Below are 23,300 nucleotides of genomic sequence, written 5' to 3' on the forward strand. Positions count from 1 at the left end.
GTGGCGGGTAAGCTGGCTCTAGGCTAGTTGAGGCGGTAAGGGACTACCAGCGTGAACTCCGGAATTTCCACCGTAAACTCGCTGCCGTCCATGAGGCGCTCCATTTGGTAGGTGCCGCGCATCTTGCCCAGCCCCGACTTCAGGTTGCAGCCCGACACGTACTGGTGCGACTCGCCGGGCTCCAGCACGGGTTGCTGGCCCACAACGCCTTCGCCTTCCACCTCCCGGACTACCCCGTTGGCGTCGTAGATGTACCAGTGCCGCCGCAACAGCTTCACGGTGTATTCGCTGTCGTTGCGGATATCAATTTTATACGCAAAAACGTAGTGCTCCTGACCTGGACTAGAGTAGTCGGGCAAGTAGTTGGTGGTAACGCTAACGGTTACTCCCTGGGTGGAAATGGTATTCATAGCGCCTGGGGTCCGAGTAGAAAAAAGCTAACAGCCGTATGCGGAATTTGGTTTATCTACGTAGCCAGTGCACGGCAAGGCCCACTCAACCGAAAAAATAATCCTCTCCCGTATGTCTGTAAAGATAGAAGAAAGCTGGCGCAAGGTCCTAGCGGCCGAATTCGAAAAGCCGTACTTCCACCACCTGATTGCCTTTGTAAGAGGCGAGTACGCAACTGCCACTGTATATCCGCCCGGCCCGCTCATATTTCACGCCTTCGACGCCTGCCCCTTCAATGAGGTGAAGGTAGTTATCCTAGGCCAGGACCCTTACCACGGCAAGGGCCAAGCGCACGGCCTGAGCTTTTCGGTGGCCGAGGACGTCCGTACCCCGCCCTCGCTGCAGAACATTTTCAAAGAGCTGCAAAGCGACCTGCCCGGAACCCCGCCCGCTTCCAACGGCAACCTCGACCGGTGGGCCCAGCAAGGGGTGCTGCTGCTGAACGCTACCCTCACGGTGCGGGCCGGAGAGCCCGCCAGTCACCAGAAAAGGGGCTGGGAGCAATTCACCGATGCCGTAATTCAGCAGATTTCGGACCTAAAGGAAAATGTCGTGTTTATTCTCTGGGGAGCCTCGGCCCAGAAAAAAGGAGAAATCATAGACGCCCGCAAACACTTGGTACTCAAGGCCGCTCACCCTTCGCCCTACGCCGCCGACCGGGGCTTTTTCGGCTCCCGGCCCTTTAGCCAAACCAACGCTTACCTGCAGCAACACGGCCAAGCGCCCATTCAGTGGTAAATCACGGATTGAGACGGATTTTCCGGATTACACGGATTTTTTGCCGGGTAACTTCATTGGCCGTTCCCTTTATACAAACTCAAAGAGCCTGGCCATGTGGCCAGGCTCTTTGAGTTTGTATAAAGTTGAGGATTGTTGCTCTAATCTCCCAGCACAGTGAAAAATCCGTGTAATCCGGAAAATCCGTCTCAATCCGTGATTTTAGTTGACTAGGTCGAACAGGCGGTTCCAGCGGATTTTCTGGGCAAAGGAGGCAGTGGGGTCCACGGACATCCAGATGAGCACGGCCTTGCCGACGATGTGGTCTTCGGGCACGAAGCCCCAGAAGCGGGAGTCGAGCGAGTTGTGGCGGTTGTCGCCCATCATGAAGTAGTAGTTCTGCTTGAAGGTGTAGCTCTTCAGCGGCTGGCCGTTCTGCAGAATCTGGCCGCTAGCGTCCACACTCATGCCTTCGTTGTGCTCGTAGCGCAGAATAATTTTCTGATAAATGGGCGAGTTCTGAGGGGTCAGCTGCACCGTCTGGCCTTCCTTCGGAATCTGCAGGGGTCCGTAGTTGTCCTTGTTCCAGGTGGGGAAGGGCGGGGCAGCCAGGGGCTGGCTGTACGGCGAGTCGGGGTTGTTGGGGAACACTTGCTGGCGTTCCGGCTGGCCCACGGGCGTTTTCAGGTCAATGATGCCTTTGATGTAGGGCTGCTGCTTAAAGTAATCGTAGGCGGCCCGGGTCATGTGCACCTCGTAGCCTAGCCCATACTGCGCGGTCTGCATCTGGAAGGGCATGCCATCGGGGGAGCTTTGCTCCCACACGCCAAAGCGCTTAAAGGCGTCGGCCAGGTCGTCGTTGGGTTGCGGCACCTGTAGAAAGTAGCTGCTCTGCATCTCGGGGTAGGTGGCGGCCTGCTTACCGTTCACAAACACCTGGCCCTGCTTAATTTCCAGCACGTCGCCGGCAATGGCAATGCAGCGCTTGATGTAGTTCGTGCGCAAATCAGCGGGGTGCTCGGCTTCAAACGGCACGTTAAACACTACTACATCGTTGTTTTTCACTTCCGAAAAACCTGGCAAGCGGTAGCTGGGGAGCTGAATCAGGTCGGAGTAGCTTTTCAGGCTCGTTCCCCAGATGGTCTGGTGCGTTAGGGGCACCTGCAGGGGCGTTTGGGGCGTGCGCGGACCGTAGTGCAGCTTGCTCACAAACAGGTAGTCGCCCACCAGCAGGGAATGCTCCATGGAAGGCGTAGGGATGGTATAGGCCTCGAACGTGGCCCAGCGGATAAGCGTAGCGGCCACCACCGCAAACAAAATGGCGTCGCCCCACTCCCGAACCACACTCTTGCGCTTCTTAGGTTCTCCTACGGGAGGCGCAGACGCCGGCTTATTCTTCTCGAGGTATTTCTCCCAGGATTGTACTGCCATAATGAATCAGAGGCCAGAAAAAACAAACAGCCGGCACGCGCCGGCCTCCTTCCGGATAAACGCCGGAAGATGCGAAATAATGCGGGTAAAGGTGAAATTGTGAGCTGGTGAACTGGTGAGTTTGTTGTTCAAATGCTCAAATAGGGCAGGTAGAACAACGAACTCACCAGTTCACCAGCTCACAATTTCACCACCTACAACCCCAGCAAATCCTTCATGCCGAATACGCCCTGGCGGCCAGGGAGCCATTCGGCGGCCAATAGCGCGCCCTGCACGAACCCTTCGCGGGTGTGGGCCTCGTGCGTAAGCTCAATGCTGTCGGCGGGAGAGGAGTAGGTGACAATGTGGGTGCCCACTACGGCTCCCTCGCGTTCCGAAAGGATGGCCAGCTCCGTGGGGGTAGTGGTGGCCTCGTTGCGCCAGGTGGTTTTGCCCGGGAAATGGCGCAGAATCCCTTCCGCCGTGGTCAGGGCCGTGCCGCTGGGCTGGTCTACCTTCTGGGTGTGGTGAATCTCGCGTACCTGCACATCGTAGCCGCCAAACTGGTGCATTTTGGCCGCTATGTACTCGTTGAAGTGAAAGAACAGGTTCACGCCCACGCTGTAGTTGGAGGCGTAAAACAGGGGCGTATTGGTCTGCTGGCTCAGGGCCTGGGCTTCGGGGAAATGATGCAGCCAGCCCGTGGAGCCGCACACCACCGGAATACCCTGCTTCAGACAGGCTACTACGTTTTGGAAGGCCGCATCAGGATGAGTAAACTCAATGGCCGCGTCGACCTGTTCGGTTGTAAAATCGGAGATGCGCACATCGGGCCGGGTAGGGTCCACGATGCCGGCAATCTGGTGGCCGCGGGCAATGGCCTGGGCTTCGATGGCCCGGCCCATTTTGCCGTAGCCAATCAGTAGGAGCTTCATTGAAAAAGTGCTGGCAGCAGACAGCTGGTTGGGGCGGCTGGGTAAGCAGCGCCGTAAGCAGGTGCGCTATTTTAGGTAGAAAGTAAGTGCCAGCCCTGTGCGTGGCACTGGTGAAGCAGAAGGAAGCAAGGCGGGGTCAAGGCGCAGACTTAAATCTTCGCTGATATCGAAGTCGCGCAAGTGGGCATCTACCAGCGCATCCAGAATAGTAATGCCATAGGCCAAGGCCGTGTAGGCAATAAATTTGTCGCGGGCGCCACGGTAATTTTGCAGGCCTACAATGACGTTTTGCCGGGAGGGCTCGCGCCGTACGCGGGAGCCTTTTAGTTCAGCAAGCGTTTTGCCGTTGTCCAGGTCATTCTTGGCAGTTTTGTACTCTTTAAAGGCCTTTTGATAGAAATACAGGCCGTAGCCCGTCCCCCCGATGGCTCCGTACACCAAAGGCAGCTTCCAGTACCGGCGGTTATACACCTGCCCGGCCCCCGGCAGCACCAACGCCAGCAGGGCGGCCTTCTGCGGCCTGGTAACGCGCATGCCCAGCAGCCGCTCCGTGCGCCGCGACGAATCCGGCACGACTTGGGTAGCTACCCGGGCCGAGTCGGGGCCCGCCGTGACGGTTTGCGCCTGCGCACTTTTCCCTAGCAGCACCAAACCAACCAGAAGCAGTAGCTGAAGGAAAAGACGTGAACAGCGCATAAGACGAATTTCTGCCGGGGCCAGTCGGAAGCAAGGCCGCGGCAGGTGAAGTTGACTGTACTCTCCGAAACCAGCGCCCCGCCACTTCGGCCACGAACCCTAAAACCAGCTAACGCCTACGTTTATCCGGTTAGTCTGCCCAGAAGCGGCGGGGCCTGAAAAGCCGATTCGCCGGTCCGCGCCCCAAAGGCCTCAACGTAGCGGGCAGGTAGCAAGGTAGGCTTGGGCCGGGAAGAGAAAGGTTACGCGGGCTGCAGAATGTGCAGAATACGCTGCATGTCCTCCACCGAATCGAAAGCAATTTTGATTTCGCCCCGGCCCTGGGGCCCGGGCTTCACCATCACGCGGCTACCGAAACGCTCCGAGAGATGACGCTCGGCGCGCTTGAGCTCCGCCGGCGGAACTACCGGGGCCGCTGGTTGAGTAGGTTTCTTTTCCGCGTCGGTGGGGGCGCCGGCGCCGGTTCGCACCAGTTGCTCCACGCGGCGCACGGAAAGGTCCTCGTCCACAATGCGGCGGAATAGGCTGAGCTGCTGCTCAGTATCCTCCACGTTAACCAGCGCCCGGGCGTGGCCCATGCTGATAACGTTGTCGCGCAGGCCAATCTGGATGTCGGGGGGCAGCTTCAGCAGACGCAGGTAGTTGGTAACGGTCGAGCGGTTTTTGCCCACCCGGTCGCCCAGCTCTTCCTGCTTCAGGTTGCACTCGCTTACCAAGCGTTGGTAGCTTAGGGCTATTTCAATAGCATTGAGGTTCTCGCGCTGGATGTTCTCAATCAGGGCCATTTCCAGCATCTGCTGGTCATCGGCCTTGCGGATGTAAGCCGGAATGGCATCGAGGCCGGCCAGCTTGGAGGCCTGCAGGCGCCGTTCCCCCGAAATAAGCTGGTAGGCGTTGGTACCGGTCTGGCGCACCGTAACGGGCTGGATAATGCCTTGCAGCTTGATGCTCTCGGCTAGTTCCTGCAGGGCCGCCTGGTCGAAGTGGGTGCGGGGCTGGTAAGGGTTGGCCTCAATCTGGTTCACGGCAATCAGGCCCACCGAGTTCACCGGGTGCGGAACCAGACCCAGCCGCTCACTTTTCTTCTCGTAGCTGCCCTCAATCAGGGCGTTCAGTCCCCGGCCCAAACCGCCAACTTTGCGCTTAACGGCGGCGGAAGCCGCGGCCGGCGTATTCTTCTCTTCGTTTTTCTCTGACATACCTGCAAGCAGCCCTCGCCCAATAGCACGGAGCGAAAGCGGGATCCAAAAATACACAAACGCCCGGGATGGCGGGGAAATTTGTTCCACGACTTGAAAAATTCGTGAAACACTACGTATCAGATTGCTACCTCCCGCGTCAGCGGGGTAGCCTGGTGGGAGAGAACGAAGCTCCAGAAGCTAAAACCCCCGCGGGGCAGCGCCCGCCGTCGTTAAACGAATGGTGCTGCCCCGCGGGGATTCTTTCGAGCGGTACGAATAAGGCCGCCGGTAGCGCTACGCCGCAGTATCCTCGGCGGCTTGCTCCTGCTCGGGGTCAGCCGAAACCACGTTCTTTTCCACGATTTCGCGGGCCAGATTAAGGTAGCTGATGCTGCCCTTGCTCTCGGCATCGTGCAGAATAACGGGAATACCGAAGCTCGGCGACTCCGACAATTTCACGTTGCGCGGAATGATGGTGTCGAACACGAGCTGCTGGAAGTGCAGCTTTACTTCTTCTACTACCTGGTTGGAAAGGCGCAACCGCACATCGTACATCGTGAGCAGAATGCCCTCAATTTCCAGTTCCTCGTTCAGGCGACTCTGAATGATTTTGATGGTATTCAGCAGCTTGCCCAGGCCTTCCAGGGCGAAATATTCGCACTGCACCGGCACAATTACGGAGTGCGCGGCCGTGAGGGCGTTTACCGTAATCAGGCCCAGGGAAGGCGAGCAGTCGATGATAATAAAGTCGTACTGATCGGCCAGGGGGCGCAGGGCCTCCTTCATTTTCTCTTCCCGGTTGGGTAGGTTGATCATCTCCACCTCGGCCCCTACCAGGTCGATATGGGAGGGAATCAGGTCGAGGTGGGGCAGCAGGGTGGTCTGCAGGATGATGTCCTGCACGTTAATCCCGTCTACCATGCACTCGTAAATGCTGTTCTGAATGTCCTTCGGGTCGAAGCCGACGCCGGAAGTGGCATTGGCCTGGGGGTCGGCATCCACGAGCAGGGTCCGATATTCCAGCGCCGCCAGCGAGGCCGCGAGGTTGATCGAGGAGGTGGTTTTACCGACCCCGCCCTTTTGGTTGGCTACCGCAATGATTTTGCCCATGTGGTTGAAAGCTGGTGGCTATCAGCGGTGAGCTGTTAGCTTGTCTCGGGTAATGCAAGAAATGAAAAAGCGGCTAGCTAACAGACGTAAGCGGTGCGCTTCTTACAGGGTAATCGTTTCTCCAATGTGCAGCAGCACCAGTTCTTTGCCGGCCTGCTGAGCCTGGGTTTTGGCTTCTTCGTGGTTGATGACCAGGGGCGGGAACGTATCGTAGTGCATGCCGATAATCTTGGGAGCCCCGGTCCAGTCGGCCGCAATCAGGGCATCTTCCACGCCCATGGTGTAGTGGCCGCCGATGGGTAGAATGGCAAAGTCGAGCGTGTGCCGCTCCCCAATGATTTTCATGTCGTAGGTCAGGGCCGTGTCGCCGGCGAAGTAGAAGGTTTTTCCTTCCGTTTCGATAACAAAACCGGCCGCTAGCCCGCCGTACGAGCCGTCGGGCAGGGAGCTGGAGTGCGCGGCGGCTACCATCTTCACCAAGCCGAAAGGCAGCTTTACGGTGCCGCCCAGGTTCATGGAGTAGGTGGCTTTCAGGCCTTTCTGCTCAAACCAGCCCAGCACTTCCACCATTCCAAGCAGGTCGGCGCCGGTGCGCTGTCCAATTTCCTCCGCGTCGCCGACATGGTCGCCGTGGCCGTGACTGAGCAGGATGAAATCTGCCTCAATTTTATCCACGTCCACGTTCTTGGCCAGCGGGTTGTGGCGGATGAACGGGTCAAAAAGCACTTTGCTGCCACCGGCTTCGAGCAGGAAGCAAGCGTGGCCGTAGTAGGTCAGGTTCATAAAGAAAGGCTAGGTAGGCGCCGCAGGTGGGCCGCAAACCCCGGATGTGGGATACCTTTGCAAATATACACTGTTTCGCCGTTCCCATGCTCCCGTTTTCGCGCTGCGCCGCTGGTTCCGCTTTGCTCCTGACCGCCCTGCTGGCCGCCTGCTCGGGCCCTACCACTACCACCGATGCGCGCCGGGTGTTTCGCTACAACCAACCCGAGGGCCTTACTTCCCTCGACCCCGCCTTTGCCCGCAACCAGGCCAACACCTGGGCCGTGACCCAGCTCTACAACGGCCTGGTAGAGCTGAATGACAGCCTCAAGCCCGGCCCTTCCCTGGCCCGCCGCTACGACATCAGCCCCGACGGCCGACGCTACACCTTCACCCTGCGGCCCAACGCGTTTTTCCACGATTCCGAAGTGTTTGCGGGCGGCAAGGGGCGGCGCGTAACGGCTCAGGACTTTGTGTATAGCTTCAAACGGCTGCTGGACGGGGGCACGGCCAGCCCCGGCGGCTGGATTTTCCGGGGTAAGGTGCTGGAAAACAGCCAGGGCGAGCCGTCGGATACCTGCTTTGTGGCCGTGAATGATTCCACGCTGCGCATTCATCTGCAGGAGCCATTCATTCCGTTTCTGGGCATCCTGACCATGCCCTACGCCTACGTCGTGCCGCGGGAGGCCGTGCAGAAATACGGCAAGGACTTCCGGGAGCATCCGGTGGGGACGGGGCCGTTTCGGTTCAAGGAGTGGGACGAGGGCAATGCCATTATCTACCACCGCAACTCCACCTACTGGAAAAAGGACGCGCGAGGCCGGCAATTGCCCTACCTCGATGCTGTGCAGATCAGCTTTATCCAGGACCGCAAATCGGAGTTCCTGACCTTTATGCAAGGCAAGCTCGACTTCGTGAGCGGCATCCGGAGCGGCTCCCGCGACTTGATTCTGTACCCCGATGGTACCGTGCGGGAAGACTTCCGGGGCAAGTTTCGCTTCCAGAAAGTGCCCTACCTCAACACCGAGTACCTGGGCATGCAGCAGGACCCCGCTAACCTGCGCGGCGACAACGCCGCAACTGGCCGCGCCCTGCAGGACAAGCGCGTACGCCAGGCCCTGAACTACGCCCTCAACAAGCCCGAGTTTCTGGCTTACTTCCTGAACAACGTGGGCAAGCCCGGCAACTCGGGCTTCGTGCCGGCTTCCCTGCCTTCCTTTAGCGCCTCCCTGGTTCCCGGCTACACCTACCAGCCCGACAAGGCCCGGCAGTTGCTGAAGGCGGCGGGCTACGGCCCCGGCAAACCGCTGCGCCTACGCCTGAGTACCGTGGCCGAAACCAAGGAATACTGCGAGTACTACCAGAAAAAGTGGGCCGAAGTAGGCGTGCAGGTAGACATTGACGTAAACCAGGCGGCCGCTCACGGGGAGCTGATCGACAACGGCCGCGCCGCTTTCTTCACCCGCAGCTGGCTCGGCGACTACCCCGACGCGGAAAACTACTTGGCCCTGTTCTACAGCAAGAACTTCGCCCCGGCCGGCCCCAACAAAACCCACTTCAAAAGCCCTGCCTACGATAAACTGTATCAGCAGGCCAAACTGGAGCAGAACACCGAAAAGCGCTACGCCCTCTACCAGCAAATGGACCGGCTGGTGGTGGAAGAAAGCCCCGTTATTGCCGTGTACTACGATGAGGTAGTGCGTCTGACCCAAAACAACGTGCAGGGCCTCACGCCCAACCCCATGAACCAGCTGGTGCTGGAGCGAGTACAAAAGCAGTAAGCCTGGCAGTAGTGGAGCACCTTCGCTGTCATTCCGAGCCCAGTGAGGAATCTGGGTTAGTCTCTGGAGACTAACCCAGATTCCTCACTGGGCTCGGAATGACAGGAGGGAGGAACTGCTAACGTCAACTCAAAAGCCGTCATGCAGGGCGGAGCGAAGCATCTCGTGTGCTGCTGTTGCCAAAGTATTGTCATGTGAGGCGGAGCCGAAGCATCTCGCTCGGTTGATGTATAAGTTACTACCACAGCGTCAGCCGAGCGAGATGCTTCGCTCCGCTCTGCATGACGGCCTTGTGTAATCCATGAGCCCTGACTGTTCACTCGGCCTAGTTGACCTAAGCTAGTTCGCCTGAACTAGACAGGTTGCTACAAGACAAAACAACAAGCGCTACAGAGAGGTAGGGCGCTACCTCACTCAGCATCTAAACCACGTAAAACCCCAACGCCCTGCTGCCGGAAAGCAACAGGGCGTTGGGGTTTTACGCTACGGCTCTGAATTACGAGCGGCGCGTTTTGCGGGGGCGCTTGGGCGAAATATCCGAGGCGCCGGTGCCGGGCTCCACGTCCGAATCGTCGGTGTCATTGGCGGCGGTAGTGTTGCGGCCGGCCTGGCGAGTCTGGGCTTCTTTCTCCTGGGCGGCTTTCATGGCATCGGCGAGGCGGGCACCCAGGCCGGAGGGCTTCTTGTCCTTGTTTTTGATCTTGTTGGCTTCCAGCTTGGCGCGCACCTTGGTGTCATCGACGAAGCGGCGGGTAAGGGCCTGCTGGCCCAGGGTTACCAGGTTCGAAACGAGGTAGTACCAGGTCAGACCGGCAGCGAAGTCGTTGAGTACGAAGAAGAACACCAGCGGCATGAGGTAGCTGTAGAACTTCATCGGGCCCTGCATGGCTGCCGGGTTGGCCTGGTTGCTCTGGTAGGTCATGGCCAGGGTCGAAATCGTCATCAGCAAAGTAAACAGGCTGATGTGGTTACCCAGGAAAGGCACGTTGAAGGGCAGCTTAATCAGGTCGTCGTAGGTGCTCAGGTCCTTGGCCCACAGGAAATGCTCCTGCCGCAGCTCAATGGCGTTGGGGAAGAACTGGAACATGGCAAACAGAATCGGAATCGTCAGTAGCGTAGGAATACAGCCGCCGAGCGGGTTCACGCCCATACTCTGGTTCAGCTTCATCGTTTCCTGCTGCTGCTTCATCTGGTCATCGGGGTACTTCTCCTTGATGGCGTCCAGCTCGGGCTTCAGCACCTTCATCTTGGCCTGCGACTCGTAGGTTTTGTAGGTCAGGGGCCAGGTCACCAGCTTAATCAGCACCACCAGCAGGGCGATGATGATGCCGTAGTTGCTGATGAATTTCTCCAGCACGTGGAACACGGGCAGAATCACGAACTGGTTAACCCAGCGGAACAAGCCCCAGCCCAGGTACACGTTCCGGTCGAAGCCCGGCGTAACTTCCTTCAGAATGTTGTAGGCGTTCGGTCCGAAGTAGAAGCGGAAGTTGGCCTTGCCCTGCTGCACGTCGGCGGCCGGAATGGTCAGGGTAGAGCTCAGGGTTTTGAGGTAGGTCGTGTCCTCCAGATTTACCGTGGAGTTAAACTGCCCGTTGCTGAACTGGTTATCGGCAATGATGCCGGCCACGAAGAAGTCGTGCTTGTGAGCGGCCCACTTCACGGGCTCCGTTATCTTTATTTCCTCCGGATTCTCGCTGGTCTCGGACAGGCTACCCGGGTCGTCGCTGGCCAGGTAGTGGTTGATGGTGGTGTGGTTGCGGTTCTGCTTGGCCACCTGCTCGGTCTGGCGCACCCGGTCGAGGAAGGTAAACGTCACCGGCTCCTGGGCCAGGGTGGCCGTCAGGTTGTTGAAGCGCAGCTTGTAGCCGACCTCAAAACTGTTAGCGGGCAACGTATATAGCTGCTCAATCTGGCCGCCGGCCACCTCGGCCACGAAGCGCAGCTCGTTGCTACCCCGGGGCTCAGCACGGAAGTACAGGTCGGAGAGCTTGATCTGGCGGCCGTCGGTAGTGCGGAAGCGCGTATCCAGCTGGGCGCTCTGGGCATCAAGCAAATCCAGGGGCTGGCCCCGGAAGGTCTTGTACTTGTTCAGACGCACGGCCTGGATCCGGCCTCCCTTTGACGAGAACGTAATGGTCAGGTTCTCGTTCTGCAGCTGCGTGGTTTGGGCCGTGCCCTGGGCGGCGGCGGCAAACGAGCCAAGCTGCTGCGCCAGTGCGGCCGAATCGGGGGCCGCTGGGGTAGTGCCCGGAGCAGCCGCGGCGGTTTTGGCGGGCTGCAGGGCAGGCTCAGGCTTCGGCTTGGGCGCGAACTGCAAGTAAATCAGAAGCAAGGCAGCCATCAGGAAGATGCCTATTGCTGAATTTCGGTCCATTCAAGTAATGGTGAAGGCAAATAAAAGAGAGACGGGGCAGCGCCAGCAAAAACCGACGCTGCCGCCGCAAAGGTCGGATTTGTCAGGCGAATATTTTTCGCGGCGGCACTTTTGTCAGGTGGAAAGGTGAGATTGTGAGGTGGGGCAGAAGGAATATGAGTTAAGCGACAGCCAGAAAACGCCAAAAGAAGGTCATGCAGAGGCGCAGCCGAAGCATCTCGCTCGGCTGACATTGTAGGTACTACCTCACATCAGCCGAGCGAGATGCTTCGGCTGCGCCTCTGCATGACAAACAAGCGGTGAGTTGGTGAGATACTGTTCTCACCAACTCACCGCTGCTACCCCTTGCGGTTCTGGATAGCGGCGCGCACGAAGCGCACAAACAAAGGGTGGGGGTTCTGGACGGTGCTTTTCAGCTCGGGGTGAAACTGGCCGGCCACAAACCAGGGATGGTCCTGAATTTCCACTACTTCCACTAGGCCAGTTTCAGGGTTGAGGCCGGAGGGAATCATGCCAGCTTCCTCGTACTGCTTGAGGTACTGGTTGTTGAACTCGTAGCGGTGGCGGTGCCGCTCGCTGATGTGGTTGCGGCCGTAGGCTTTGGCCGCCTTGGAGCCCCGGCGCAGCTCGCAGTCGTAGGCGCCCAGGCGCATGGTGCCGCCCTTCTGGGTGATGTTCTTCTGCTCCTCCATCATGGCAATGACGGGGTCCGGCGTCTGGGCGTGCATCTCAGTGGAGGAAGCCTCCGGGAGCCCCAGCACGTTGCGGGCGAATTCTACCACTGCTACCTGCATGCCCAGGCAAATGCCAAAGAACGGAATGTTGTTTTCGCGTACGTGCTTCACGGCCAGGATCTTGCCTTCGAAGCCCCGCTCCCCGAAGCCAGGCGCCACCAGCACCCCATCCACGCCGTGCAGCAGCTGGGCCACGTTGTCGGGGTTGATGTGGTCGGACTGAATGCTGCGCACCGTCACCTTGCACTCGTTCTGGGCGCCGGCGTGCACGAAGGCTTCGTTGATCGACTTATAGGCATCGGGCAGCTCCACGTACTTGCCCACCAGGGCAATGGTCACTTCCTCGGTGGGGTTTTTCAGCCGGCCCAAAAAGTCCTTCCAGGCTTCCAGATCGGGCTGGGCCGCGCCGCCCTGTAGCTTCAGCTTCTTGATAACCCGCTCATCGAGGTGCTCTTTTAGCATGAGCAACGGTACGGAGTAGATGCTGTCCGCGTCCAGGCTCTCGATAACTGAGTTGATGTTGACGTTGCAGAACAGGGCAATCTTGCGGCGCATCTCGGCCGGAATCGGGTACTCGGAGCGGCACACCAGAATGTCGGGCTGGAGGCCGGCGCTGCGCAGGTCGCGCACCGAGTGCTGGGTGGGCTTGGTTTTCAGCTCGCCGGCCGCCTTGAGGTAGGGCAGCAGCGTGAGGTGAATCACAAGGGAGCTGTTTTCGGGTAGCTCCCAGCGCAACTGCCGCACCGATTCCACGAAGGGCAGCGACTCAATGTCGCCAATAGAGCCCCCGATTTCGGTAATCACCACGTCGAACTCGCCGGTCTGGCCCAGCAGCAGCATGCGGCGCTTAATTTCGTCGGTGATGTGGGGTACTACCTGCACGGTTTTGCCAAGGTAGGCACCTTCGCGCTCCTTCGTGATGACGTGGTCGTAGATGCGGCCGGTGGTCACGTTGTTGGCCTGGGAGGTTGGCACGTTCAGGAACCGCTCGTAGTGGCCCAGGTCGAGGTCGGTTTCGGCCCCGTCGTCGGTTACATAACACTCGCCGTGCTCATAAGGGTTGAGCGTGCCGGGGTCGATGTTGATGTAGGGGTCGAACTTCTGGATGGTGACGCGGAAGCCGCGGGCTTGCAGCAGCTTGGCCAGGGAGGCCGAGATGATGCCTTTGCCCAGCGAGGAGGTCACTCCACCGGTGACGAAAATGTACTTGGCCGTTGCAGCCGTGGGGGTAGGGGTTCGGTCTGGCATAACGGGAAACAAAGTTAGCGGATATATCCGGGGCTGCCCACGAAACTTTGTGCTACGCGCGCAACAGCCGTTGGGCTACTAACGGCTATCATATTAAATGCAACAATGTTTCATATATTCGTGCCGAATTTATGCCCTTTCCTTTATTTCGGCTCCTATGAAAACGGACCTTGTTGCGGACGTACTGATTGTGGGGGGTAGCACGGCGGGATTGAGCGCAGCCCTGGCCCTGGGCCGTGCCTTGCGCAACGTAGTGGTACTGGATGCCGGCCGGCCCTGCAACCGCCAAACGCCGCACTCGCACAACTTTTTCACCCGCGACGGCGAAACGCCAGCCCAACTACTCGCTTTAGGTCGCGCCCAAGTGCAAGCCTACCCAACCGTGCAAGTGCTGGCTCGTACCGTGACCCAAGCTGCTCACGCAAACGGCCTGTTTCAGCTTTCAACTGCGGAAGGGGAGGTGTTTCAGGGGAAGCGGGTGCTGCTGGCTACCGGTGTTCAGGACGAGCTGCCGCCCATACCTGGCCTGGCCGAAAGCTGGGGAATATCGGTGCTGCACTGCCCCTACTGCCACGGCTACGAGGTGCGCGGGCAGGCGCTGGGGGTGCTCGGCAACGGGGACGCGGGCTTTGAGTTTGCCCGCCTCATTCGGCACTGGACGCCCAACTTGCAGCTGTTCACAGACGGCCCGTCCACGCTGTCAACGGCTCAGACCGGCCAGCTGCTGGCTCACGGCATTCAACTTATAGAAGCGCCCCTGGTTGCAATTGAGCATGACAGGGGCCAACTGCACCACCTTCAATTGGCCGATGGGCAGCGCCGACGGCTTGCGGCCCTGTACGCCCGCGTTCCGTTCGTGTTACCCGGCACACTGGCCCAGCAGCTAGGCTGCGAGCTGACCGCCCAAGGACTGATTCAGGTAAACGAATTTGGGCAAACCTCCGTGCCGGGCGTGATGGCGGCCGGCGACAACAGCTCACCCATGCGTCAGCTGGCACAGGCCGCTGCCAATGGCTCCAAGGCCGGCGCATTTCTCAACAATGAGCTGATTGCAGCAGAATTTTAGGTAGCTGGTAAGCAAGAAGCGGCGGTACGGCCCTACCAGAATCATTGGTCTGGTAAGGTCGTACCGCCGCTTGATATAAAACTCAAACAAGCAGCTTAAGCCTGTTTGGGCTCGGGTCCGCGGAAGGCGTCGGTGCCCTGCACTGGCTGAAGCTTCACGGGGCGGCCTTCGCGCGCCGATTGGTAGATGGCCTCCATGATGCGCTGGTCCTGCAGGCCTTCCTCGCCGGGCGTGTGGGGCTCTTTGTTTTCCAGTACGCATTCCGAAAAGTGGTCCATTTCAGCGGCAAACTGGTTTTTCTCGCTTAGCACCACCTGCGTTTTCATCTTGGCCGGACCCTCGGCGTGGGAGGTTTGGAGCTGCTGACCGGTGTAGGCGTAGGCGTTATCCAGGTGCAGCCAGCCCCGCTCGGTGTTCACCCGGTAGAAGCGCGAGTCGTGGGTGTTGTAGTGGGTAATGCAGTTGACGATGACGCCCTCCGGAAAGCGCATCTGCCACGACATGGCTTCTTCCACCTCTTTGAACAAGGGGTTGCCGGGAGTGCTGTGGGAGTAGGCAAACACCTCGGTAGGCTCGGTGCCCAGCACAAAGCGGCTGGTGTTTAGGCAGTACAAACCGATATCGGGGAGGGCCCCGCCGCCCGCCAAATCCTTTTTGTGGCGCCAGTGGTCGGGGTTGGCGGAGCTCTGGCTGTTCTGGGCTTCGATGTACTTGGGCTTGCCGAACTTGTTGCCCCGCACCATCTCCTTTACCTGTCGGTTATAGGGCTCGTACTGGATGCGGTAGGCAATCATCAGCTTTTTGTTGGCCTTTTTGCAGGCTGCAATCATGGCTTCACACTCGGCCGCGGAGTTGGCCATGGGCTTCTCGCAGAGAATGTGCTTGCCGGCCTGCGCCCCCCGGATGGTGTATTCGGCGTGCATGGAGTTAGGCAGCACAATGTAAATTACCTGCACCTCGGGGTTGTCCTTGAGCTTGTCGTAGTCCTGGTAGCTGTAGCAGCTGTCGGGCTTGATGCCATACTGCTGGGCTACTTTCTTAAGTTTTTCTGGCGAGCCACTGACCAGGGCCACGGGCTTCGACTTCTTGCATTCCCCGAAAGCGGGTAGTAGTTCTTCCAGGGTCAGGTGGCCCAGGCCCACCAGGGCGTAGCCCACCCGCTTATCCGGGGGTAGGGGGGTAGGCACCGGACCCGACTGCGGGTCCACGTCGGACTTCCATGCTTCCAGTTCAATGGGCTTGCTCAGGTCGGCGGGTACCTTGGCCGGGGGCGACGCGGCCTCGGAAGAAGGTACTTGCAGGCCGCCCGGTGCGGTGTATATCGTCGAACCGTCGACCTGCGAAGCGGGCGTACCGGTAGTAGGCGTAGTCGCAGCTGAAGCGGCGGACGATTTATCCTGGCAGCTAGCCAGTGTGCTAGTTGCCACGCCCACGGCCAAGCCGCGCCCGGCCAGGCTTAGAAACTCCTTGCGCGATACCTCCTGGCTGGCGTGGCGTAACACAGTATTGAACAGTTCATTGGTGATGGACATAGAACGCAGGCTGTAGGTGATAGATATACTATGGCATACTCTCAGACCCTAAGGAGGTTGCCTTTATCCGTTCAGCATCTCGAAGGAAATTATGGCTTTGCGAAGGCGTCGGCGCTGAAAAAAGGCCAGACCCAGTAGGATAGTTGAAAACCGCCGCAGTTTTACCCAAGTTGCGGGCGTTTTGTCTGTAGTTTCTGCCTTGATGTTGCTTTTTCGCCTGTGGCAACGCGCCTTGCTGGTACTTCTGTGCCTACAGCTTGGGGCTCCTGTTGTTGCTCAATCCCTGCCCGCTGCTACCCCTGCACCAGCTTCCAATCTGCCCTGGCTGGAACAACTGCTTGCCAGCTCCCCGATATTGCGGCGGCACCACGTGGGCGTGAGCTTAACCGATGTAGCCACCGGCCAGCAGTTGTTCGGCCTCAACGACGACCGGTATTTCACCCCGGCCAGCACCATGAAGCTGTTCAGCCTCTACGCCGGCCTGCGCCTGCTCCCCGATTCCTTGCCCAGCCTGCATTATGTAGTGCGCCCCGACAGCCTCGTGTTCTGGGGCACCGGCGACCCTACCTTGCTCCACGGCGACGTACCCTCCGCCCGTGCCCTGACGTTCCTGCAAAACCGGCCTGAAAAGCTGTTTTACGCCGAGGTGCCCACGGTTGCGGCCTTCGGTCCCGGCTGGAGCTGGGACGATTACAATTACTACTTCCAGCCGGAGCGGGGCGCTTTCCCGGTCTACGGGCACACGGTGCGTTTCTACGGCAAAGCAGGCCAGCCACTGCCCCGCGTGTATCCGCGCTTCTTTCGGCCGCTTACGGAGCTAGCCCCGGCCGGAGCCGCCAACCCGGCCGAGGACCACGTGCGCCGTACGCCGCTGGAAAACCGCTTCACCGTTTTTCCAACCACGAAAAACTGGGTCGATGAAACCCCATTCCGCACCAGTTCGGCGCTTCTGTTGCAGCTCTTGCAGGATACTTTGCGCCGGCCGGTGCTACCTACGCCGTTTCGGCTGCGGCCCCAGGATGCGGTGTACACCCTGCGCGGGCTGCCCGTCGATTCGCTCTACCGCCGCATGCTGCGGGTCAGCGACAACTTCCTGGCCGAGCAGCTCCTGCTGATGTGCTCCTCCTCGCTCCGCCTCGACTCCTTGAACACCGCCCGCGCCATTCAGGTGGTGCAGCAGCGCTACCTTCAAGGTTTGCCCGACCACCCTACCTGGGTCGATGGCTCCGGCCTTTCGCGCCTCAACCTCGTGACGCCCCGCACGCTCACGGCGTTGCTGCTACGCCTGCACCAGGAAGTAGAGGAACCGCGCCTGCTGAGCCTGCTGGCGGCTGGCGGCGGACAGGGCACGTTGCGCCGCCGCTACCGCCCCGTGGCCGGCAAACCCTGGCTGTGGGGCAAAACCGGCACGCTCACCAACAACCACAACCTGGTCGGCTATGTGCGCACGAAATCCGGCCGGCTGCTGGCCTTCAGCTTCCTGAACAACAACCTGCCCGGCGACGACGCCCCCGTACGAGCCGAGATGGAGCGCATCCTGACCCAGGTGCGGGAGCGGCTGTAGTTTCTATAGCGGGTTAGCAGTCCACTGCTTATCGACCTGAGTGAAATATTTACCAAGTAAAGTATAAGCGGCTTGCGTTCTGAATAACTCGTGCTGCAGTTGCATAGAGCTATCTACCACGGGATGGTGATGATTGAGCAGTCTGCACACATTGCGCTTGAGGCTTTGCGGCTCAAACGGCCCTTGCATGGCTTCTATAACATCCACACAAGCTAGCATTGCTTCACCCGGGTCAATGCATCGCAGCATAAGGTCCACGAAGAAGCCCAGGTGCTTGGTGCAGTCGTACTTGGCACAGGGCCAGATCAGGGTCGAGCTGTACTGCTCGTTGACTGGCGCTATAGCCGCCTTCATCAAAGGCTTTAACACTTTCTCGTCCTTCGCATAAGCGAAAGCATCGGCAACGAAATGTTGAACGTCCCGGTCGGTATCATCCTCCAGAAAATGCGCGAAAGAAAGGAAGAAAGCTACTACCCTGTTTCCAACAGTTCAGAAGCGCCGCTAACGCATCGTAACGCTCTGTATGGCCATCATTAGCAGCTTGTTTGGTGCTGTTGCGGAGTTCAGCCAGATGAGCCTTCTTCGAAAGGTTCATATACTCTTGGTCTAATACAGCACCCGAAACTTAATGGTGTGCTCCACCTTGCGCAGCTCGCCGATGACCTCCGGCTCGTATTGCTTGTCAATGTCGGTAATCACGTAGCCGATGTGCTCGTTGGTTTTCAGGTACTGGCCCAGGATGTTGACGTGGTGCTGGGCCAGCACGTTGTTGATGCGGGCCAGCACGCCGGGCACGTTGTGGTGAATGTGAATGAGGCGGTGGGCCTGCTGCTCGGGCAGCTGAATGTTGGGGAAATTGACGCTCTGCTGGGTGTTGCCGGTATTCACGTACTGCATAATCCGCTCGGGCACGAACTCGGCAATGTTGCGCTGGGCCTCGGCCGTGCTACCCCCCACGTGGGGCGTAAGCAGCACGTTGGGCAGGCCGCGCAGCTCGCTCTCGAAGCTTTCGTGGTTGGTTTTGGGCTCGTAAGGAAACACGTCCACGGCCGCCCCGCCCAGGTGGCCGGAGCGCAGCACGGCGGCCAGCGCGGGTACATCCACCACGTGGCCGCGGCTGTTGTTGAGCAGCAGGGCGCCGGGCTTCATCATGGCCAGCTCGGCCGCCCCGATGAGGTTGGTGTTGGCCGGGCGACCATCCACGTGCAGGGTCACGATGTCGGACTGGCGCAGGAGCTCCTCCAGGGTGCGGCACTTGACGGCGTTGCCCAGCTGCAGCTTCTCGGCTACGTCGTAGTAAAGCACCTGCATGCCCACGGCCTCGGCCACCACCGAAAGCTGGGAGCCAATGTTGCCGTAGCCGACGATGCCCAGCTTCTTGCCCCGGATTTCAAACGAGCCCTTGGCCGACTTATCCCACTCACCCTGGTGCATTTTGGGGCTTTTCTCCGGAATGCGGCGAGCCAGCATAATGATTTCGCCCAGGGCCAGCTCCACTACCGAGCGGGTGTTGCTGAAGGGGGCGTTGAACACGGCCACGCCCTTTTTCATGCAGCCCGTGAGGTCAATCTGGTTGGTGCCGATGCAGAACGCCCCGATGCTGATAAGGCGGTTGGCGGCATCCAGCACCCGTTGCGTTACCTGGGTTTTGCTCCGGATGCCCAGAATGCTCACGCCCTCAATCTGCTGCACCAACTCGTCCTCGTCGAGGCCGCCCGGCACGGTGTCTACCTGGTAGCCTTCCTGGCGGAACAGCTCGGCGGCGCGCGGATCGGGGTTTTCGAGCAGCAGGACTTTGATGCGGTTTTTGGGGTAGGAGAGGGTCATCGGGAGCTTGTTCTGGTAGAGAAATTCGTCGAAGGAAGGCAGCACCTCGTCGGCGCGGGCCACTACGGCCGCGCGGTGCACGTTTTCGGTGAAGGCGTAGAAACGGTTGGCCAGCCCGGCTTCCCGAATCTGATAGTCGGTGTACCCGTCGCCGAGGGCGTACACGTCGCCGTTGAGGTCGAGCTGGCGCAGCTGCAGAATCTTGCCGCCGTCGCGGCTGAGCACGTTTTCGGGGTCAAAGCCGGTAATGCGACCCTCGGCATCGAAGGTGAAGGTGTTGGCCAGCACGTGGTCGGCGTCAATGCCAAACTCGGCCACCACCGGCTCAATAAACTCCCGGAAGCCGCTACTGACAATGTAAATTCTACCCTGAAATTTCTCGAAAAAGCCCCGGTTGCGCTGGATGCTTTCCGACACTTTGCCGCGCAGGCGCTCTACCAGCAACGGCAGGTGCTCGCGCCGGGCCGGCAGCAGGGCTAGCCGCTGCCGCAGCGACTCCGAGAAGTTCAGCTCCCCGCTCATACCCCGGTCGGTGAGGGCCCGGATGGCGTTTACTACCTCCTCCCGGTTGGGCTGACCTTGCAGGGCAATGTCGGCCAGTTCATCGAGGCCTTCTACTTGGGTGAAGGTGCTGTCGAAGTCGATAATGAGGTAGGGGAGTGGTTGCGGCTGATCGGGCATAGTAGGGCCAAGGTAGAACGGAACGGGCAATAGGCGGCAAAGCGGCCGAAGCGCGCTACGATTTCTAACGGGAAAGCAGAGCGGTTTCGTAAACGGCTACCTCCTGCTTTCAGATACACTCAGGCTTTTGGTTCAGGCTGTTTTAAGGATGTTAGCCCTGCTGTTTTAGGAGAAAGGAGCAGTAAGCGGGCCGGCCGGTACTATGAGGCTCCACTTCGTGACCATTGTACGACCATCATTTGTACGACCATTATTCCGGCGGCGCGGCAGTCAGCAACGGCGCGAGGTGGAACTGCGCGGTACTGGCCGGCAGAGCAACGGCTGGGGGAACAAGTCGCGTAAAAAGCCGCATACCATGTAAGTCCGTTCGGTAGCCTTGAGCGGCTGGATGGACGCCCCAACGCCCTGGCTCCTGAGCCAAGGCGTTATTTTTTGGCCACCTATCCTCTGAATTTTAGTCAATCATTCCTCATAGAACTCTAGCGGCAGCCCGTCGGGGTCCTGGATGAAGGTAAAGCGCCGGCCAGTAAACTCATCGACCCGTAGGGGCTCCGCGGCTACCCCGTGGCTGCTGAGGTGATGCACGGTGGCTTCTATATCCGAGACGGCAAAGGCCAAGTGGCGCAGGCCGGTGGCCTCCGGGTGGGAGAGGCGGGCCGGTGGTGCCGGAAACGAAAACAGCTCAATGATGTACTGCTCACCCAGGGCCAAATCCAGCTTCCAGGACTCCCGCTCGGCCCGGTGCACCTCCCGAATAATGCGCAGCCCGAGCACTTCCGTGTAAAACCGTTTGGATGCAGCGTAATCGGCGCAAATAATAGCAATGTGATGAACGCGAAGCAGAGGTAGCATTCGGCAACGAGGTAAGAAGAGGGGAATGGTGCAAAGCTACACGACACGCGGGCCGGGGGGGCTCTACCAACCACCTCGGCCGCATCAATTTCCGCTGGGAGCAGTACACGTCGTTGAATATCAACCAAGTGGCGCAATCATGGCAAAGCAGCAACAACCGCAGGAGTATGCATTGGAAGCCGTAACGGTAGAGCGGCACGCGGCAGGAATGGAAGAACTCACGCTGCACACGAATGCTGGCCCCATGCCTGCTCGCCTGCACCCGGCCACCCCCGGAGCGGCCGCCGTAGTGTGGGTAGGCGGTTCAGGCGGGGGCCTCGACGGCCCTGCCTGGGGAATGTATCCGCGACTGGCAGGACAGCTGGCGGGGCAGGGCATTGCCTCCCTGCGCCTGCATTACCGCAAGCCCAACTACTTGGAGGAGTGCGTGGTGGATGCGCTGCTGGCCGTGCAGTATCTGGTGGAGCAGCGCGGCTACGGGCATGTTGCTTTAGTGGGGCACTCGTTTGGGGGCGCCGTGGTGATTAGCGCGGGCGCCCTGAGCCCGGAGGTAGTGGCGGTGGTGGCCATGAGCAGCCAAACCTACGGCACCGACCTAACGGCGCAGGTAAGCCCACGGCCCCTGCTGGTGTTGCACGGCACCGACGATGAAATACTACCCCACCGGTGCTCGGAGAATATTTATGAGCGGGCGCGTCAGCCCAAAGAGTTGCTGCTTTATCCCGGTTGCCGGCACGGGCTGGACGAGTGCCGCGACCAGGTAGACGCGGATGTGGTACGGTGGCTGCTTACCCATCTACGTGCCACGGCTCCGTTAGCGCAGGAGTTAAGTAAGTCGTAAGCCCCTTTCTTCGCTACTGGCTGGCCCGCAGTGGCTTACTGCACCCGCTTATCGGCGCAGGTGGGCACCCAGACGTCTTGGTGGCATACGGCGCAGTGGGCTACCCCACCGCGGGGTAGCTGCTGCACGTGACCGCAACTGGCGCAGGCATACTCGCCGGCCTGCTCGACCCGGCGCTGGGCTTGTTTGATGCGCTCGGGCCAGATAGGCAGGCCGGGCCGTACGTCGGCGTCCTCAAAAAAGTAGATGCTCACGTTGCCGGTAGCCTCAATGTAGGCGCGGCGCACCTGCCCCAAATGCTCTACCTGGTACTGGCGCAGTTCTCCAAATAGCTCTTTCTGAGTCAGGTTTTGTTTTTTCAGGGCATCAAACTTGATTTCGCCTTCCTCAATCAGCAGAATAGGCGCCCCTTCCAGCCAGTCGGAGAAACGGGGGTACTGTTCAGTTAGCCAGTTGAACAGTAAATACAAGCCGGAAATCAGCACGAACACCACCGCCACGTGCGCTAGGGGCACGTCGTCGTAGAACATGGCGTCGCCGGCGGCCGAGCCCAGGGCCAGAATGATGCTCAGCTCGAAGATGGACAGTTGGCGTACTCCGCGGCGGCCCGTTACGCGCAACGCCCCCAACACCAGCAGATACGTGACTACGCAGCGAAGGGCAATTTCCAGCAGAAACAGCGGGGGCGCGTTGTCCGAAATAAGAATACGTTTCCAGTCGAAGGGCTGAATATCGGCGGCAAGTAGCATACACAACGGAGTAGCAATCCGGCCGATGTGGCCGGATTGGGTCTAACGCAGGTAATAACTGAACAGTTAATTAAATCGGTATTAACAGCCCGGTTGGGTTGCCTCTCTACTGGACGGGCGGCGTCAAGGGCAAGACGAAATGGTAGGTAGAAGGCGCAAAGCCCAATGCCGTCCAGAACTGAACGCCGGCGGGGTTGGCCACGGCCACCTGTAGCTCCAGGTGGTCGGCGCCTTGGCGGGTAAGCCACTCCTTGGCCGTCTCGAACAGCAGCCGGCCCAGGCCGTTGCGCCGGTACTGGGGGCGCACAATGGTTTCGGCAATGTAGCCGCGCCGGCTGAAGTGCATGCCGTTGTTGCCAATCTGGTACATGGCCACGAGCAGCCCCATCAGCCCCTCGGCGTTTTCTACCACAAAAAAACGCGTATACGGCTCCTGCAGACGCTGGAGCAGCACGCGTCTCAGCTCCGGCTCAGCCTGACGGTAGTAGCCGAAAACAGGGTGGTAGGCCTCGTGGGAGTCCATTAGCTCGCACCACATGGAGTACAAAGCGTCAAGGTCGGGCCGGGTAGCGGTGCGGATGGTCATAAGCAAAAGCCGGGAAGCTAGCGCAAAAGTTGCAGAAGGATGGCCATAAACCAATAGCTTTCCAGCGTCGGTTGTCAGTGAGCTAGCCATGAACACGGGGCTGCCACGCTTTTTTAAGCTGACAAAAACCGGGAGCTATTGCCTCGGGGGGACTACCTCGCGGCAGGTCTGAACCGAAAGCCGCAAAACCGGCTGGGCCAC

The 23,300-nt window shown here is 59.5% G+C and carries 20 protein-coding genes; 5 read left to right on the forward strand and 15 right to left on the reverse strand.

The features are described 5' to 3' along the window. Nucleotides 1-23: 23 nt before the first annotated feature. Nucleotides 24-410 (reverse strand): Co2+/Mg2+ efflux facilitator ApaG/CorD, encoded by a 387-nt coding sequence (gene apaG / locus IEW18_RS17680; protein WP_188559201.1) that lies wholly within the window; start codon nucleotides 408-410, stop codon nucleotides 24-26. Between the two features lie 112 nt (nucleotides 411-522). On the opposite strand from apaG, the gene IEW18_RS17685 reads away from it, so the two are divergent. Further along, on the forward strand, nucleotides 523-1,188 hold the full coding sequence (locus tag IEW18_RS17685) for a uracil-DNA glycosylase (RefSeq protein WP_188559202.1): 666 nt from the start codon (nucleotides 523-525) through the stop codon (nucleotides 1,186-1,188). Between the two features lie 201 nt (nucleotides 1,189-1,389). Here IEW18_RS17685 and lepB read toward each other — a convergent pair whose 3' ends face one another. The 6 genes from lepB to IEW18_RS17715 form a co-directional block, all read right to left on the reverse strand. Beyond that, nucleotides 1,390-2,598: a signal peptidase I gene (lepB, locus tag IEW18_RS17690; RefSeq protein ID WP_188559203.1), complete on the reverse strand. Its 1,209-nt coding sequence runs from the start codon at nucleotides 2,596-2,598 to the stop codon at nucleotides 1,390-1,392. Between the two features lie 194 nt (nucleotides 2,599-2,792). Continuing rightward, the gene (gene dapB / locus IEW18_RS17695; protein WP_188559204.1) at nucleotides 2,793-3,512 is read right to left on the reverse strand and encodes a 4-hydroxy-tetrahydrodipicolinate reductase; all 720 of its coding nucleotides are present in this window, start codon (nucleotides 3,510-3,512) and stop codon (nucleotides 2,793-2,795) included. A gap of 66 nt (nucleotides 3,513-3,578) precedes the next feature. Next, complete coding sequence (locus IEW18_RS17700) at nucleotides 3,579-4,160, reverse strand: DUF5683 domain-containing protein (protein WP_229728818.1); 582 nt, start codon at nucleotides 4,158-4,160, stop codon at nucleotides 3,579-3,581. A 290-nt stretch (nucleotides 4,161-4,450) separates the two neighbouring features. Beyond that, a complete protein-coding gene (locus IEW18_RS17705; RefSeq protein WP_188559206.1) occupies nucleotides 4,451-5,407 on the reverse strand; it encodes a ParB/RepB/Spo0J family partition protein in 957 nt (318 codons plus the stop codon). 276 nt (nucleotides 5,408-5,683) lie between these two features. Next, nucleotides 5,684-6,499, reverse strand: coding sequence for a ParA family protein (locus IEW18_RS17710; RefSeq protein ID WP_188559207.1), 816 nt, complete (start codon nucleotides 6,497-6,499; stop codon nucleotides 5,684-5,686). A 102-nt stretch (nucleotides 6,500-6,601) separates the two neighbouring features. Beyond that, nucleotides 6,602-7,282: a metal-dependent hydrolase gene (locus IEW18_RS17715; RefSeq protein ID WP_188559208.1), complete on the reverse strand. Its 681-nt coding sequence runs from the start codon at nucleotides 7,280-7,282 to the stop codon at nucleotides 6,602-6,604. An 86-nt stretch (nucleotides 7,283-7,368) separates the two neighbouring features. Between IEW18_RS17715 and IEW18_RS17720 the strand changes: the two genes are divergently transcribed. Next, complete coding sequence (locus IEW18_RS17720; protein ID WP_229728819.1) at nucleotides 7,369-9,042, forward strand: ABC transporter substrate-binding protein; 1,674 nt, start codon at nucleotides 7,369-7,371, stop codon at nucleotides 9,040-9,042. Nucleotides 9,043-9,538: 496 nt separating this feature from the next. Here the strand turns inward: IEW18_RS17720 and yidC are convergent, their stop codons facing one another. Together yidC and pyrG are read right to left on the reverse strand one after the other, a co-directional pair. Continuing rightward, the gene (yidC, locus tag IEW18_RS17725) at nucleotides 9,539-11,419 is read right to left on the reverse strand and encodes a membrane protein insertase YidC (RefSeq protein WP_188559210.1); all 1,881 of its coding nucleotides are present in this window, start codon (nucleotides 11,417-11,419) and stop codon (nucleotides 9,539-9,541) included. A 338-nt stretch (nucleotides 11,420-11,757) separates the two neighbouring features. Next, nucleotides 11,758-13,401: a CTP synthase gene (gene pyrG, locus IEW18_RS17730; protein ID WP_188559211.1), complete on the reverse strand. Its 1,644-nt coding sequence runs from the start codon at nucleotides 13,399-13,401 to the stop codon at nucleotides 11,758-11,760. Nucleotides 13,402-13,558: 157 nt separating this feature from the next. On the opposite strand from pyrG, the gene IEW18_RS17735 reads away from it, so the two are divergent. Then, entirely contained in the window at nucleotides 13,559-14,467 is a 909-nt protein-coding gene (locus IEW18_RS17735; RefSeq protein ID WP_188559212.1) for an NAD(P)/FAD-dependent oxidoreductase, read from the forward strand. Between the two features lie 95 nt (nucleotides 14,468-14,562). Here IEW18_RS17735 and IEW18_RS17740 read toward each other — a convergent pair whose 3' ends face one another. Further along, complete coding sequence (locus IEW18_RS17740; RefSeq protein WP_188559213.1) at nucleotides 14,563-15,999, reverse strand: Gfo/Idh/MocA family protein; 1,437 nt, start codon at nucleotides 15,997-15,999, stop codon at nucleotides 14,563-14,565. Between the two features lie 202 nt (nucleotides 16,000-16,201). Between IEW18_RS17740 and IEW18_RS17745 the strand changes: the two genes are divergently transcribed. Then, nucleotides 16,202-17,563, forward strand: coding sequence for a D-alanyl-D-alanine carboxypeptidase/D-alanyl-D-alanine-endopeptidase (locus tag IEW18_RS17745; protein WP_188559214.1), 1,362 nt, complete (start codon nucleotides 16,202-16,204; stop codon nucleotides 17,561-17,563). 3 nt (nucleotides 17,564-17,566) lie between these two features. Here IEW18_RS17745 and IEW18_RS21755 read toward each other — a convergent pair whose 3' ends face one another. From IEW18_RS21755 to gloA2, 3 genes are all read right to left on the reverse strand, one after another. After that, complete coding sequence (locus IEW18_RS21755; protein ID WP_229728822.1) at nucleotides 17,567-17,812, reverse strand: hypothetical protein; 246 nt, start codon at nucleotides 17,810-17,812, stop codon at nucleotides 17,567-17,569. Nucleotides 17,813-18,169: 357 nt separating this feature from the next. Continuing rightward, complete coding sequence (gene serA / locus IEW18_RS17750) at nucleotides 18,170-20,071, reverse strand: phosphoglycerate dehydrogenase (protein WP_188559215.1); 1,902 nt, start codon at nucleotides 20,069-20,071, stop codon at nucleotides 18,170-18,172. Nucleotides 20,072-20,533: 462 nt separating this feature from the next. Beyond that, nucleotides 20,534-20,923: an SMU1112c/YaeR family gloxylase I-like metalloprotein gene (gene gloA2 / locus IEW18_RS17755; RefSeq protein WP_188559216.1), complete on the reverse strand. Its 390-nt coding sequence runs from the start codon at nucleotides 20,921-20,923 to the stop codon at nucleotides 20,534-20,536. A 139-nt stretch (nucleotides 20,924-21,062) separates the two neighbouring features. On the opposite strand from gloA2, the gene IEW18_RS17760 reads away from it, so the two are divergent. After that, nucleotides 21,063-21,764, forward strand: coding sequence for an alpha/beta hydrolase (locus IEW18_RS17760; protein WP_188559217.1), 702 nt, complete (start codon nucleotides 21,063-21,065; stop codon nucleotides 21,762-21,764). A gap of 35 nt (nucleotides 21,765-21,799) precedes the next feature. Here IEW18_RS17760 and IEW18_RS17765 read toward each other — a convergent pair whose 3' ends face one another. Next, nucleotides 21,800-22,513, reverse strand: coding sequence for a DUF421 domain-containing protein (locus IEW18_RS17765; RefSeq protein WP_188559218.1), 714 nt, complete (start codon nucleotides 22,511-22,513; stop codon nucleotides 21,800-21,802). A 106-nt stretch (nucleotides 22,514-22,619) separates the two neighbouring features. After that, the gene (locus IEW18_RS17770; protein ID WP_188559219.1) at nucleotides 22,620-23,099 is read right to left on the reverse strand and encodes a GNAT family N-acetyltransferase; all 480 of its coding nucleotides are present in this window, start codon (nucleotides 23,097-23,099) and stop codon (nucleotides 22,620-22,622) included. Nucleotides 23,100-23,300 lie beyond the last annotated feature (201 nt).

It is taken from the genome of Hymenobacter glacieicola (genome assembly GCF_014640315.1).
Taxonomy (GTDB): Bacteria; Bacteroidota; Bacteroidia; order Cytophagales; family Hymenobacteraceae; genus Hymenobacter; species Hymenobacter glacieicola.